Source organism: Stenotrophomonas maltophilia group sp. P373, from assembly GCF_053295075.1.
The window spans coordinates 1,777,631-1,791,615 of the sequence record NZ_CM129994.1; the positions used below are offsets into that span (position 1 = coordinate 1,777,631).

Below are 13,985 nucleotides of genomic sequence, written 5' to 3' on the forward strand. Positions count from 1 at the left end.
CGGGACGACACGCACAATGAAACTGTTTCCGCTGCACATCCTCCCGAACGACACCAAGATCGACTTCATGCGCTGGCGCCATGTCGCCATGGCAGTCACCATCGTGGTGTTCCTGGCCTCGGTCGCCATCATCGGCATCAAGGGCTTCAACTACGCGCTGGACTTCACCGGCGGCACCCTGATCGAAGCCCGCTTCGACAAGGCGGTGGATGTTGAGCAGGTCCGCACCAAGCTCGAGCAGAGTGGCTTCGAAGGCGCCCAGGTGCAGAGCGTGGGTGGCAACACCGACCTGCTGATCCGCCTGGCCCCGCACGGCGAGCATGCTCCGGGTACCGGCGACGCCGCCCACGAGGACAAGGCCACGGCCGCTGCCGTGGTGAAGGCGTTGTCCACTGCCGACAATCAGGCCACCGTGCTCCGCAACGAGTTCGTGGGCCCGCAGATCGGCAAGGACCTGGCGATGAATGGCCTGTATGCCACCATCTTCATGCTGGCCGGCTTCCTGATCTACATCGCAGTGCGCTTCGAGTGGAAGTTCGCGGTCACCGCCAGCATCGTGGCGATGTTCGACCTGATCGTGACGGTCGCTTACGTGTCCCTGCTGGGCCGTGAGTTCGACCTGACCGTGCTGGCCGGCCTGCTGTCGGTGATGGGCTTTGCGATCAACGACATCATCGTGGTCTTCGACCGCGTCCGTGAGAACTTCCGCAGCCTGCGCGTGGATTCGATGGAAGTGCTGAACCGTTCGATCAACCAGACGCTGTCGCGTACGGTGATCACTGCGGTGATGTTCTTCCTGTCCGCGCTTGCCCTGTACCTGTACGGCGGCAGCTCGATGGAAGGCCTGGCCGAGACGCATATGATCGGTGCGGTGATCGTGGTGCTGTCCTCGATCCTGGTGGCAGTGCCGATGCTGACGATCGGTTTCCTGCGCGTCAGCAAGCAGGACCTGCTGCCGAAGGCGAAGGACGTTGAGGCCCTGGCCCGTCGCCCGTAACCGTTCGCGCTGCACGCAACCCACAGAGAACCCCGCGCAAGCGGGGTTTTTTGTGTTGCAGGGCTTGCAGCCCTGCACCCACGGTAGTGCCGGCCGCTGGCCGGCAACAGCAACAGCAACAGCAACAGCAACAGCAACAGCAAGAGCGTGCCTTCCGTGGGTGGGCGGGGCGGTGTCGGAGTGCGGGGACGCCGCAAGTACGTCCGTGTAGGCTTGGCAGCCGCATCCATGCGGCTGACACCCCGCACTCCGACACTGCCCCACCTCTGACAGATCCCCACGGCTGTGGGTAGGTGTCGACCTGGGTCGACACATTTGTCAGAAATCGAAACAATTCTGGGGTCAGATCCGTTTTCCTTCAGAAAACGGATCTGACCCCAAGAGCTGTTCCGACAGATCGCGGAAGACTGTCAAAGGCGGGGTGGGCCCGGTTGTGGGCCTCAGTAGCCCGGCTTTTGACGTTGCTGTTGAGGTTGCCGGCCAGCGGCCGGCACTACCGCAGGTGCAGGGTGCAACCCTGCAAAAGAAACACCACCCTACGCCAGCGTCGGTTGTGCATTCGGCCCCCGCGCACTACGATCCTGCGGTTCGCGCGCGTGCGCGCCCTTACTCCTGCTGAGCGCCCCGCGCGCCGCATCTGCCAACCCGAGGTATCCATGGTCATCAAACCGCGCGTCCGCGGCTTCATCTGCGTCACCACCCACCCGACCGGCTGCGAGGCCGCGGTCAAGCAGCAGATCGACTACATCCGTGCGCGCCCGCCGATCCAGAACGGTCCCAGGCGTGTGCTGGTGATCGGCGCGTCCACCGGCTACGGCCTGGCTGCACGCATCACCGCTGCCTTCGGCAGTGGTGCTGCCACCCTCGGCATCTTCTTCGAACGCCCGGGCAGCGAGACCAAGCCGGGTACCGCGGGCTGGTACAACTCGGCCGCGTTCCACAAGTACGCCGACGAAGCCGGCCTGTACGCCAAGAGCATCAATGGCGATGCCTTCTCCGATGAAGTGAAGGCGAAGACCATCGAAATGATCAAGGCCGATCTGGGCCAGGTCGACCAGGTTGTCTACAGCCTGGCAGCGCCGCGCCGCAAGCACCCGAAGACTGGCGAGATCATCAGCTCCACGTTGAAGCCGATCGGCGAGCCGATCACCCTGCGCGGGCTGGATACCGACAAGGAAGTGATCACCGAGACCACCCTGCAGCCGGCCACTCCGGAAGAAATCGCCGGCACCGTCGCGGTGATGGGCGGCGAGGACTGGCAGATGTGGATCGATGCGCTGGCCGATGCCGGCGTGCTGGCCAATGGTTGTACCACCACGGCCTTCACCTACGTGGGCGAAGAGATCACCCAGGCGATCTACTGGAATGGCTCGATCGGCGCGGCCAAGAAGGACCTGGACACCAAGGTGCTGGGCCTGCGCGAAAAGCTGGCGAAAATCGGCGGCGACGCACGCGTGTCGGTGCTGAAGGCCGTCGTGACCCAGGCCAGCTCGGCCATTCCGACCATGCCGCTGTACCTGTCGCTGCTGTTCAAGGTGATGAAGGAAAAGGGCACCCACGAAGGCTGCATCGAGCAGCTCGACGTGCTGTACGACATCCTTTACGGCGGCAAGTCCGATGGCGTGGCGGTCGATCGCCTGCGCCACGACCTGGTCGATGGCGACGGCCACACCGTCGCGCTGGTCGATGAGGAAGGCCGCCTGCGTGCGGACTACAAGGAAATGGCCGCAGACGTGCAGGGCAAGGTGGTCGCGCTGTGGCCACAGGTGACCAACGAGAACCTGTACGAAATCAGCGACCTGGCCGGTTACAAGGCCGACTTCCTGCGTCTGTTCGGTTTTGGCGTGGAGGGCGTCGACTACGAGGCCGACGTCAACCCGGACGTGAAGATCGGCAACCTGGTCGACATGACCTGATCAGGCAGAAGGCCGGCGAAAGCCGGCCTTCTCGTTTGGTAGTGCCGGCCGCTGGCCGGCAACCCCGGGTACCTGAGGCTGCCGGCCAGCGGCCGGCACTACCCTCGGTTACCCGAATTCGAACCCCATCTCCGGCAACGCCGGGCCGACAAAGTCGCCCTGCACGTAATCCACGCCGGCACTGAACAGCAGCGTCATCGAGTTGGCATCGCTGACGAATTCGGCGATGGTGCGGATGCCCGCTTCCTGAGCACGCGCAGTGATCTGGCTGATGCGGTCGATGTTCTCGCGGGTGGCAGCCAGGTCGCTGGTGAAGCCCCGGTCCAGCTTGAGGAACTGCGGCTGGAAGTGGGCCAGCAGCTGGAACGAGTCCAGCCCGGAACCGAACTGCTCCAGGCCGATGCGGCAGCCCAGTGGCGCCACTTCGGCAAGGAATTGCTGTGCACTGCGCAGGTGGGTGAACACCTTCGCTTCCGGTGCATGCAGCCACAGCCGTTCGCCGGGCACGCCCTGTGCCTGCAGTTCGCGGTGCAGGGTGGCGATCATCTGTGGGTCATCGAACGATTCCGGCGTGACCTTCACCAGCACCTGGGTGGCATGACCCGCACGTGCGCGTTCACCCAGCACCGCGATTGCCTGCGAGACCACCCAGCGGTTGATGTCGGCCAGCAGGCCGTGTTCCTCGGCGATGCCCAGGAACGCGGTCGGGCTCAGCAGCTCGCCATTGTTTTCCAGGCGCAGATAGGCTTCGTACAGCTCCAGTGGTTCGCCCTGCAGGTTCAGCACCGGCTGGTAGTGAAGCTGGAAACCGTCGCCGGCCAGCGCCTCGCGGATGCGCGCCACCCAGCGCTGCACACGCTCTTCCTCGACACGGTCGGCGGCAGCCGGGTCGAAGATGCGGCAGGTGTTACCCAGCTCGGCTGCAGCCTGGGTGCATTCGCTGGCGCGCGCCAGCACCTGGCCGATGCTGGCGATCTTCTCACCGACCTGTACGCCACCGATGCTGACCGTCACCGTGGCCGAGCGTGCGCCGATGCTGAAGACGTGTGCGGCGTAGGCTTCTCGGATGCGCTCGGCCAGCGCCACGGTCTGTGCGTAGGGCCCGGCCTGCAGCACGGCGAAATTGTGCTCGCCGAAACGGGCCAGTTGCGCGTCCTCGCCAACCACTTCGGCCAGCAGGGCGGCGAGGGCGCCGATCAGGGTATCGGCCGAGGCCAGGCCGATATCCGGCAGTAGGCGCGCGTAGTGGTCCGGCTCGATCAGCAGCAGGCCGAACTGGCCCTCGCTGCGCCCGGCCTGGGCCACCGCGCTTTCCAGCTGCAGCATGAAGGTCGGGCGATTGAGCAGGCCGGTGACCTGGTCGCGCTGGCGCAGGTCCTCGACCTCGCGTGCCAGCTCGGGGTCGAACTCCATGCGGCGGCGGAGCACCACCTGCAGGCAGGACTCGCCTTCGTAGGTGGCCGCCGCAAATTCCATCGTCGCCGGGAACGCACTGCCGTCCTGGTGGCGCGCGTCGAGCTGGTACTGGGGCGGCGGCGCCTCGCCACGGCTGAGGCCCTTCAGCAGCTGCTTGAAGCCCTCCACGTGTTGGGCAGCGACCATGTCCAGCAGCGAAATGCCTTCGATGTCATCGAATTGCTCGTAGCCGAACATCTCCAGATAGGCGTCGTTGGCGCGGATGTGCATGCCTTCATGCACGTAGGCGATGGGGTCGCGCGAGGAGGCGATCAGCGCGTCGCAGCGGCGCTCGGTCTCGCGCATCTGCGCCTCGATGCGGCGCAGGCCGCGGCGTGCCTGCAGGTCGACCCACTGGTCGCGGACCACGGCGAGCAGGTGCTCGGGGCGCTGGCGAAGGGCGAGGGCACGGATGCCATGGCTGCTGGCCTGCACCAGTTCGTCCTCGTCGATGCGCTCGGCCAGCAGCACCAGCGGGATGTCCTTGCCGCTGGCGGCGATGTGCTGGGCTGCCAGCTGCAGCGGAATGCCCTGCGACGGCGAGGCCAGCACCAGGTCGATGGCCTGGCTGGTCAGCACCTGGGCCAGCTCGGCCGCATCCTGCGGGCGCCACGGGCGTACCGCGATGCCGCTGTTGCGCAGGGTGCTGACGATGGCTTCGGCATTCTCGCCGCTGTCATCGACGATCAGCAGGCGGATGGTGATGTCGTTCGCGTTCTGCATGCACTGCTCCCCAATCTGCGAATCTAGATACACGATGCGCGGCGAACCGTCCATGCGCGTACCCCTTGCGCGCATGGAACGGCGAAGTGGTTCACACCACGCCGCCCGCTGCGTGGCCGCTGGCCCAGGCCCATTGGAAGTTGTAGCCGCCCAGCCAGCCGGTCACGTCCAGCACCTCGCCAACGAAGTGCAGGCCGGGGACGCGCTTGGATTCCATCGTTGAGGATGACACTTCGGCGGTGTCCACGCCGCCCAGGGTGACCTCGGCGGTGCGGTAGCCTTCGGTGCCGCTGGCCACCAGCGGGAATGCGCCCAGCAGCTGCGCAGCCTGGCGCAGCACCGGCTCGTCCAGCTGGCGCACGGGGCGGTCGGGCAGCCAGTGCTCGCACAGGCGCTGCGCCAGCCGCTTCGGCAGTACCTCGCCCAGCACCGTGCGCAGCTCGGCGGCGGGGCGGTCGCGCTTCATCTGGCGCAGCCACTCGCCCGCATCCTGGCCCGGCAACAGGTCCAGCTCCAGCGCATCGCCGGGCCGCCAGAACGAAGAGATCTGCAGGATGGCCGGACCGCTCACGCCACGGTGGGTCAGCAGCATGAAGTTCTGGAAGCTCTTGCCGTTGCAGCGCGCCTCGATCGGTAGCGCCACGCCGCTGAGGTCGGCCAACCGTTCCTGGTGCTTGCCGCTGAGGGTCAGCGGCACCAGCCCGGCGCGGGTCGGCAGCACCTGGTGGCCGAACTGGCGGGCCACTTCATAGCCAAAGCCGCTGGCCCCCATGCTGGGAATCGACAGGCCGCCGGTGGCAACCACCAGCGAGGCGCAATGGAACAGCCCGTGCGTGGTGTGCACGCGGAAACCATCGCTGCCGTGCTCGATGCGCTGCACGCTGCAGTCGGTACGGATCTGCACGCCGGCCGCCTGGCATTCGTCCACCAGCATTTTCACGATCTGCTTGGAGGAGACATCGCAGAACAGCTGCCCCAGTTCCTTTTCGTGATACGCGATGCCGTGCTTGTGCACCAACTCGATGAAGTGCCAGGGCGTGTAGCGGGCCAGCGCCGACTTGCAGAAGTGCGGGTTGGCCGACAGGAAGTTGGCCGGGGTGGTGCCGGTGTTGGTGAAGTTGCAGCGGCCACCGCCGGACATCAGGATCTTCTTGCCGACCTTGTTGGCATGGTCGATCACCTGCACCTGGCGGCCGCGCTGGCCAGCCGTGATCGCGGTCATGAGCCCGGCTGCGCCGGCGCCGATGACCACCACGTCACAACGGATCGTGCTCATGCCTTGGCGCGCTTGCGCCAGGTCGGGATCACGTCGAGCTGCATCTGATCGTTGAGCAGCTGCACTTCACCGTCCTGGATCAGCACGCTCCAGCGCATCGCGCGCTGGATCTGCTGGCCCCACAGTTCTACGAAGGCACCGTCGAGGTCGACCACCGAGAGGTTGTCGAAGCGCGCCAGGCCCTTGCCCTGCTTGCCCCACCAGATCTCCGAGGCGTTGCCGCCATAGTTGACCACCTGCACCTGGCGGCTGCGGTTGCTGGCCTTGCGGATGCGCGATTCGTCCGGATGGCCCAGGTCGATCCACTGCAGGATGTCGCCGGTGTAGTCGTGTTCCCACAGATCGGGTTCGTCATCGGTGCTCAGGCCGCGGCCGAACTCCAGGCGGTCGCCGGCGTTCAGCGCGAAGGCGAGCAGGCGCACCATCAGGCGCTCGTCGGTCTCGGACGGATGCTGGGCCAGGGTCAGGTTGTGGGTCGCGTAGTAGCCGCGATCCATGTCGCTGATCTGCAGTTCGGCCTTGCGGATGGTGGCGGTAAGAGCCATGGGGGGTCCGTGGACTAAAGACGACAATGATAGAGGTTTGCTCCGGGGGTGTCCGTGGCTGGGCTGTCTGCATGCCGTCAACGGTGGCACTCTTGAGGTCTTTCCTGTGGCCGGAGTGGACGCCATGAGCCTGCCCAGCCGGTTGCAGCTGCCGCCCGGCCCCTGGGCCACCCTGCTGGATGGCCTGTGTGCACGTTTCCCGCGCATCGCGCGCGCGCAATGGCAGGATCGCTTCGCGCGTGGCCGTGTGCTGGATGCGCAGGGCAGGGCGCTCACTGCGGACATGCCCTGGCAGGTCGGGCGGGAGATCCAGTACTTCCGCGAGGTGGCCGACGAACCGGTGATTCCCTTTGTCGAGACCATCGTCCATCTGGATGCGCACCTGCTGGTGGCCGACAAGCCGCATTTCCTGCCGGTGACACCTGCGGGTGGGCATGTGCGCGAGACGCTGCTGGCGCGGCTGGTCGCCCGCACCGGCAATGCCGATCTGGTACCGCTGCACCGGCTGGATCGGCTGACGGCCGGGCTGGTGCTGTTCTCGACCCAGCGAGCGTCGCGCGATGCTTACCAGCGCCTGTTCCGTGAGCGGCGCATCGAGAAGACCTATGAGGCCCTGGCACCGGCGCTGCCGGGGCTGGCGTTTCCGTTGCAGCGGGACAGCCGGTTGGTGCCGGGCGAGCCGTTCTTCCGCATGTCCGAAGTGCCCGGTGAGCCCAATGCGCGCAGCCGGATCGAGCTGATCGAGGCCGAAGGGCCGATCTGGCGCTACCGGCTGCTGCCGGAGACCGGCCGCAAGCATCAACTGCGCGTGCACATGGCCATGCTGGGGGCGCCGATCATGGGTGACGACCTGTACCCGCAGCTTCGGCAACGTCCGCCGAACGTCGCCGAGGCGCCGCTGCAGCTGCTGGCGCGGGCCCTGGCCTTCGACGACCCATTGAGCGGCGAACGACGGGCGTTCAGCAGCGGCCGCAGCCTGAGCCTTCCGGCTTAGCGCGGCCAGGCGCTCAGCGGGCCGGGCGTCGCGCCAGCCAGCGGTCCAGCTCGGCGGCGAACAGCTGCCGGTCGCGGGGACCCAGGGGCGGCGGTCCGCCGGTCTGGACCCCGGCGCCGCGAAGTTCCTCCATGAAATTGCGCATCGACAGCCGCTCGGCCATGTTGTTCCGGGTGTACAGCTGGCCGCGCGGGTTCAGCGCCACGGCCTTCTTCTCCAGCACCAGCGCGGCCAGCGGGATGTCCTGGGTGACCACCAGGTCACCGGCGGCGACCCGCTCGACGATGGCGCTGTCGGCCACATCCAGCCCCTGCGGTACCTGGATCGAGCGCAGCCAGCGCGACGGCGGGGTGCGGATCCACTGGTTGGCGACCAGGGTCAGCTCGATCCCGACCCGTTCGGCGGCCCGGAACAGGATGTCGCGAATGACGGTGGGGCAGGCGTCCGCATCCACCCAGATGCGGGGAGACGCGTGTTCAGCGGGGATTTCAGCTTCAGTCATTTACCCAGTGTAGGGTAGGAAAAACCTGAATGGGGGCTCGGGGTTAGCCGCGATTGGCTGCCAACCCTTGTCACGCCTAGCGGGTGACGTGTTCCCATGAACGTCGGGACTATCGCTTTTTGCAGAAAACACGCGTATCGTGCGACCCACTGTGTTTGCTAGGGTCACCGTGAATCGTGGCCTGGTGCAGTTGATCTCACGATCCGCTCATCGATCCGCTTTACCAACGCCTGCAACTCAGTCTCGGCCCCGATACCCGGTGGCTGCGATTTTTTTCAACATGTGTTTCAGGAGTTAGTAAAATGTCTGAACGTCAGACCGGCACCGTCAAGTGGTTCAACGACGCCAAGGGCTTCGGCTTCATCACCCCGGAAAGCGGCCCGGACCTGTTCGTGCACTTCCGCGCGATCCAGGGCACCGGCTTCAAGACCCTGCAGGAAGGCCAGAAGGTTACCTTCATCGCCGTCCAGGGTCAGAAGGGTATGCAGGCTGACCAGGTGCAGGCGGTCTAATCCGTCTGCTACCGTTGGGTAGCCAGAACGCCGGAGGCGAGAGCTTCCGGCGTTTTTTTATTGCCCGCTGTTTTTTGTAGAGTCGAGCCACGCTCGACTGTTCTCAAGGACAGTGGAGCAGGGCTCGACTCTACAAAGGGCATGCAGCCGGCGCGGTAGGATGGCGGCCTTCCCAAGGATCGTCCCCATGCGCATCGTTCATCACCTGGAAAACTCCCGTTCCCTGCGCGTGCTGTGGATGCTGGAGGAGTTGGGGCTGGACTACGAACTGCGCCGCTATCCGCGCGATCCGAAGACGCTGCTGGCGCCGCCGGAACTGCGCAACGTGCATCCGCTCGGCAAGTCGCCGGTGCTGCAGGATGGCGAGCTGGTACTGGCCGAGTCCGGGGCGATCCTCGACTATCTCGCTGACCGTTACGACGCGCAGCGCCAGCTGTCGCCGTCACCGATGCCGGCCGACGGCACCGAACGCATCGCGTACCGCTACTGGCTGCACTATGCCGAAGGCTCGGCGATGCCGCCGCTGCTGCTGACCCTGGTGATGGGCCGCATCCGTAATGCGCCCATGCCATTCTTCGCACGCCCGATTGCACGCAGCATTGCCGACAAGGCCGAGCGGGGCTTCGTTGGGCCGCAGCGGCGCCTGCACCTGGACTGGATGGAGCGCCGCCTGGCCGAAAGCCCATGGTTTGCCGGCGAGCGCTTCAGTGCGGCCGACATCCAGATGAGCTTCCCGATCCAGGCTGCTGCCGCGCGCGGTGGCGGTCTCGACGGCAAGCCGGCACTGCGTGGCTTCCTCAAGCGCATCAGCGAGCGGCCTGCTTACCAGCGCGCCGAGGCCCACGGTGGCCATCTGCAGGCGCTCAGCGGCAATTGAGGTCGGCGGCGGTCGCCCCCACCTCCAGAGTCATGGATACCGACAGCCCCCGTTTCGACAACCGCCTGCTGCATGCCCTGCCGGGTGACCCCGAATCCGGCCCGCGTCGCCGTGAAGTGCTGGGCGCGGCCTGGTCGCCGGTGATGCCGACGCCGGTGGTGGCGCCCACGTTGCTGGCGTGGTCGCCTGAGGTTGCCACGATGCTCGGCTTCGATGCTGCCGAGATCGAGAGCGAAGGCTTCGCCGATGTATTCGGCGGCAACGCGCTGTACGCCGGCATGCAGCCATGGGCCGCCAATTACGGTGGCCATCAGTTCGGTCACTGGGCCGGCCAGCTCGGCGATGGGCGTGCGATCTCACTGGGCGAGCTGGTGGCACCCGATGGCCGCCACTGGGAGCTGCAGCTGAAGGGGGCCGGGCCGACGCCTTACTCGCGCGGTGCCGATGGACGGGCAGTGCTGCGCTCGTCGATCCGCGAGTTCCTGTGCAGCGAAGCGATGCACCACCTGGGCGTGCCGACCACGCGCGCGTTGTCGCTGGTCGGTACCGGCGAGGAGGTGGTGCGCGACATGTTCTATGACGGCCACCCGCGTGCCGAGCCTGGTGCCATCGTGTGCCGGGTCTCGCCGTCGTTCCTGCGCTTTGGTTCCTTCGAACTGCCGGCGTCGCGGGGTGAAACCGCCCTGCTGCAGCAGCTGGTCGATGCCTGCATCGCGCGCGACTTCCCCGAGCTTGAAGGGCAGGGCGAGGCCCTGTACGGCGACTGGTTCGCGCAGATCGCGGTGCGCACTGCCGAGATGATCGCGCACTGGATGCGTGTCGGCTTCGTGCACGGCGTGATGAACACCGACAACCTGTCCGTGCTCGGTCTCACACTGGATTACGGCCCCTATGGCTGGGTCGAGGATTTCGATCCGGACTGGACGCCGAACACCACCGACGCCCAGGGGCGCCGCTACCGCTTCGGCACCCAGCCGCAGGTGGCGTACTGGAACCTGAGCCGATTGGCCCAGGCGCTGTCGCCGCTGTTCGCCGATGTCGCACCGCTGCAGGCGGGCCTGGCGGCCTTCCAGTCCACCTTCGTGGCCTGCACGCGTCGCGATGCCGCGGCAAAGCTGGGGCTGGCCGCGGCCGACGATGACGACCTGCAGCTCTACCAGCGCTGGCAGCAGCTGATGCAGGAGGGTGCCATGGACATGACCCTGGCCTGGCGCGCACTGATGCGCATCGACCCGTCGGCAGCGGACGCTACGGTTCTGGACGCGGTGTACTACGACGAGGCGCGGCGACAGGCAGTGCAGGCACCGTTGCAGCACTGGCTGCAGGACTACGCGGAGCGCCTGCGCAGCGATCCGCTGCCGGCCAGCGAACGCGTGGCGAAGATGACGGCGGCCAACCCGCTGTACGTGCTGCGCAACTGGTTGGCGCAGGAAGCGATCGACCGCGCAGAGCAGGGTGACCTCGGCGGTGTGCATGCGCTGCAGGACGTGCTGCGAGACCCATACACCGAGCGCGCAGGGCTCGAGCACTTCGCTGGCAAGCGCCCGGCGTGGGCCGACAACCGCGCCGGTTGCTCGATGCTGTCCTGCAGTTCCTGAGGGTGGGTTTCGGCAGGGCTGCGCCCTGCACCCGCAGAGGCCAGGTCAACAGCCAGAGCAAAAGCTGGATTCCGTGGTTTGGCGGGGCGGTGTCGGAGTGCGGGGACGCTGCAAGTACGTCCGTGTAGCAACTGTGTTGACGGAGGGGCCTGGCCCCTCCATGAGACGGGCACGGTAGTGCCGGCCGCTGGCCGGCAGCCTTTTGGGGCACGCGCAGGCTGGCTTCAGGCGGGGATCGATCCGCCTTGAGCGTCACGCACGCGGGCGTTGAGAATCACCAGCATCTTCCGCATCACCGCCACGATGGCCACTTTCCCTTCCTTGCCGCGGGCCCGCAGCGACCGGTAAAAGTCCCGCAATCGTGGCTCATGTCGCATGGCCGACATGGCCGACATGTAGAGCACCTGGCGGATCTCGGCCCTGCCACCGTGGATGCTTCGCCTCCCTCGCATGGCCCCGCTGTCGTGGGAGATCGGCGCCACGCCGACCAGGCTGGCAATGGCTTTTCCGCTGATCTGACCCAGCTCAGGCAGGTAGCTGGCCAGCACCGCCTGCAATGCCGGGCCAACCCCTTTCATCGACTTCAGCACTGCCAGTTGGGGCTGCTGCGCGACCTGTTCAGAGATCTGCTTCCCCAGTCGCTCGACCAGTGTCTGCAGGCGAATGATGTTGCCTTGCATCTGCCGGCGTAGCTCGCGGTCAGTCACCATTTCCTGCTGTTGGCGGGCTACGGTCAGTGCCTGCATCGTTTGTCGACGCGCCCGCACAAACTCGCGCAGTTTCCGCTGCCAGGGCTCCAGTGGCTGATAGGAAGGCAGTTCCACCAGTGCGGCCATCTGCGCCAATACAAGAGCATCCAAGCGGTCCGTCTTGGCCACTTTACCCAGCCCCTGAGCCAGTCTACGCGCCCGCAGGGCGTTGGCGCGGATCACCGGATGGCCGGCCTTGTGAAGAAAGTCCAGGACAGTCTGCTCATAGCCGCCAGTGGCTTCCAGAACGATCTGAATGGCCGGCCGCGTGCTCAACCAAGTGCTCAATTCAGCATAGCCAGAGGGGCTATTGCTGACCTGCACAGTCTCGCCGTCTGTCGTGCCGATATCCAGTCGGCGCTTGCTCACATCGATCCCGATCCCGTTCATTGCCCGACTCCGTATAGTCTGGAAGGGTCGAGAGCTCCCCCGCTTGCCCAGTCTTATCGCTTCGAGTGTCAGCTCCAGCAACTGTTCGGGCGGATCAAGGGAGAATCCGGTGTGGGCGCCAAGCTACATGGCGATCGTCGAGATCCAGGCTCGTACGGCGGCCCACGCCGGCTCTCGACACCTACGCTGACAGATTTCCATCAGATAAGGCTTGGCAGCCGCATCCATGCGGCTGACACCCCGCACTCCGACACCGCCCCACCTCCGACAGATTCCGGCGGCTGTTGGTAGGTGTCGACCTTGGTCGACACGGTAGATCCAGGCCATGCGTGGATGCTCTTCATTCAATTCTCGAAATATTCGATTTCGATGGAGATTCATCCGCGCATGGCGTGGATCCACGACAGATCGCAGGACTCTGTCGAAGGCGGGGTGGGTCCGGTTGCGGGGGCGTGAGCCGCATGGGCCCGAGGCATGCCTCGGGCGGGTTGGGCAGGACGCCCAACCCCGGTCTTGCCGTGTGCGCAGGAAAGCGCACACGAGCAAGCGGCGACCGAGCTTACATGGGTGAGGGCGCTTTGCTTGCGACGCACTGCTTCGCAAGCGCCCGAACGCACAGCCGCCAGCGGCTGTGCCGGGCCCCGGAGGGGTACTTGCAGCGGCCCCCGCCACCGGACCCACCCCGCCATCCCACAGAATGCACGCTGTTGCTGTTGCCGTGGAGGTTGCCGGCCAGCGGCCGGCACTACCGCAGGTGCCGGGCGCAGCCCGGCCGAACACCCCCAACAGGCAGCCGGCGCCCGGAACGGGTACCCTATGCCGCCATCAGATAGCCAATGTGACATGACCGACGCCATCGTCGCTCCGCAGTGGGCCTCCCGCCTGCGCGACATCGCCGACTTCCCCAAGCCCGGCATCCTGTTCAAGGACATCATGCCGCTGCTCGCCCACGGCGAGGACTTCCGCGGCGCGATCACCGCGATGGCCGACCGTTGGCGCGACCAGAAGCTGGACGCGGTGGTCGGCATCGAATCACGTGGTTTCATCCTCGGCGCCGCGATGGCGCTGGAGCTGGGCGTCGGCTTCGTGCCGGTGCGCAAGCCGGGCAAGCTGCCGGGCCAGGTGCTGCGCGAGGAATACACGCTGGAGTACCGCAGCGACTGCATCGAAGTGCACGCCGACGCGCTGCCGGGCGGTGCCCGTGTCGCGATCATCGATGACGTGCTGGCCACCGGCGGCACGCTGGTCGCTGCGTTGTCGCTGGTGCGCCGCCTGGGTGTTGAAGTGGTCGGCGCCGGTGTGCTGGTCGAGCTCGATGGCCTGGGCGGCCGGGCCCGCTGGGAGGCGGGCTTGCCACTGCACACCGAACTGGTGTTCTGATCGAAGGGTGAATGCCAACCAAGGTTGGCATCTACCAGAGCGAAGAGCCGGGAGCCGGTCGTTGCCAACCG

The 13,985-nt window shown here is 66.2% G+C and carries 12 protein-coding genes; 7 read left to right on the plus strand and 5 right to left on the minus strand.

Annotation, left to right across the window (positions count from 1 at the left end):
- Positions 1 to 16 precede the first annotated feature (16 nt).
- Together secF and fabV are read left to right on the plus strand one after the other, a co-directional pair.
- Complete coding sequence (secF, locus tag ACSYHF_RS08280) at positions 17 to 997, plus strand: protein translocase subunit SecF (protein ID WP_065185182.1); 981 nt, start codon at positions 17 to 19, stop codon at positions 995 to 997.
- Between the two features lie 656 nt (positions 998 to 1,653).
- Positions 1,654 to 2,913: an enoyl-ACP reductase FabV gene (gene fabV, locus ACSYHF_RS08285; protein WP_262221505.1), complete on the plus strand. Its 1,260-nt coding sequence runs from the start codon at positions 1,654 to 1,656 to the stop codon at positions 2,911 to 2,913.
- A gap of 108 nt (positions 2,914 to 3,021) precedes the next feature.
- Here the strand turns inward: fabV and ACSYHF_RS08290 are convergent, their stop codons facing one another.
- The 3 genes from ACSYHF_RS08290 to ACSYHF_RS08300 all read right to left on the minus strand — a co-directional run bounded on the left by ACSYHF_RS08290 (position 3,022) and on the right by ACSYHF_RS08300 (position 6,912).
- Positions 3,022 to 5,091 carry an EAL domain-containing response regulator gene (locus ACSYHF_RS08290; RefSeq protein ID WP_005416205.1) on the minus strand — a complete coding sequence of 690 codons (2,070 nt, stop codon included), beginning with the start codon at positions 5,089 to 5,091 and terminating at the stop codon, positions 3,022 to 3,024.
- Positions 5,092 to 5,182: 91 nt separating this feature from the next.
- A complete protein-coding gene (locus ACSYHF_RS08295) occupies positions 5,183 to 6,367 on the minus strand; it encodes a BaiN/RdsA family NAD(P)/FAD-dependent oxidoreductase (RefSeq protein WP_005416206.1) in 1,185 nt (394 codons plus the stop codon).
- Positions 6,364 to 6,912 carry a YaeQ family protein gene (locus ACSYHF_RS08300; RefSeq protein ID WP_005416207.1) on the minus strand — a complete coding sequence of 183 codons (549 nt, stop codon included), beginning with the start codon at positions 6,910 to 6,912 and terminating at the stop codon, positions 6,364 to 6,366. The genes ACSYHF_RS08295 and ACSYHF_RS08300 overlap by 4 nt, the downstream gene beginning before the upstream one ends.
- Positions 6,913 to 7,036: 124 nt before the next feature.
- Here ACSYHF_RS08300 and ACSYHF_RS08305 point away from each other — a divergent pair, with 124 nt between their 5' ends.
- A complete protein-coding gene (locus ACSYHF_RS08305) occupies positions 7,037 to 7,906 on the plus strand; it encodes a pseudouridine synthase (RefSeq protein WP_171958455.1) in 870 nt (289 codons plus the stop codon).
- Positions 7,907 to 7,919: 13 nt separating this feature from the next.
- Here the strand turns inward: ACSYHF_RS08305 and ACSYHF_RS08310 are convergent, their stop codons facing one another.
- The gene (locus tag ACSYHF_RS08310) at positions 7,920 to 8,408 is read right to left on the minus strand and encodes a YaiI/YqxD family protein (RefSeq protein WP_262221507.1); all 489 of its coding nucleotides are present in this window, start codon (positions 8,406 to 8,408) and stop codon (positions 7,920 to 7,922) included.
- Positions 8,409 to 8,710: 302 nt separating this feature from the next.
- On the opposite strand from ACSYHF_RS08310, the gene ACSYHF_RS08315 reads away from it, so the two are divergent.
- The 3 genes from ACSYHF_RS08315 (at position 8,711) to ACSYHF_RS08325 (ending at position 11,395) form a co-directional block, all read left to right on the plus strand.
- Positions 8,711 to 8,920, plus strand: a complete 210-nt coding sequence (locus ACSYHF_RS08315) for a cold-shock protein (protein ID WP_005416210.1) — start codon at positions 8,711 to 8,713, stop codon at positions 8,918 to 8,920.
- Between the two features lie 187 nt (positions 8,921 to 9,107).
- The gene (locus ACSYHF_RS08320; protein ID WP_005416211.1) at positions 9,108 to 9,797 is read left to right on the plus strand and encodes a glutathione S-transferase family protein; all 690 of its coding nucleotides are present in this window, start codon (positions 9,108 to 9,110) and stop codon (positions 9,795 to 9,797) included.
- Positions 9,798 to 9,829: 32 nt separating this feature from the next.
- Positions 9,830 to 11,395 (plus strand): protein adenylyltransferase SelO, encoded by a 1,566-nt coding sequence (locus tag ACSYHF_RS08325; RefSeq protein ID WP_197598880.1) that lies wholly within the window; start codon positions 9,830 to 9,832, stop codon positions 11,393 to 11,395.
- Positions 11,396 to 11,619: 224 nt separating this feature from the next.
- Here the strand turns inward: ACSYHF_RS08325 and ACSYHF_RS08330 are convergent, their stop codons facing one another.
- The gene (locus ACSYHF_RS08330) at positions 11,620 to 12,534 is read right to left on the minus strand and encodes an IS110 family transposase (RefSeq protein ID WP_111126928.1); all 915 of its coding nucleotides are present in this window, start codon (positions 12,532 to 12,534) and stop codon (positions 11,620 to 11,622) included.
- A gap of 843 nt (positions 12,535 to 13,377) precedes the next feature.
- On the opposite strand from ACSYHF_RS08330, the gene ACSYHF_RS08335 reads away from it, so the two are divergent.
- Positions 13,378 to 13,914, plus strand: coding sequence for an adenine phosphoribosyltransferase (locus ACSYHF_RS08335; RefSeq protein ID WP_005416213.1), 537 nt, complete (start codon positions 13,378 to 13,380; stop codon positions 13,912 to 13,914).
- Positions 13,915 to 13,985: the final 71 nt, after the last annotated feature.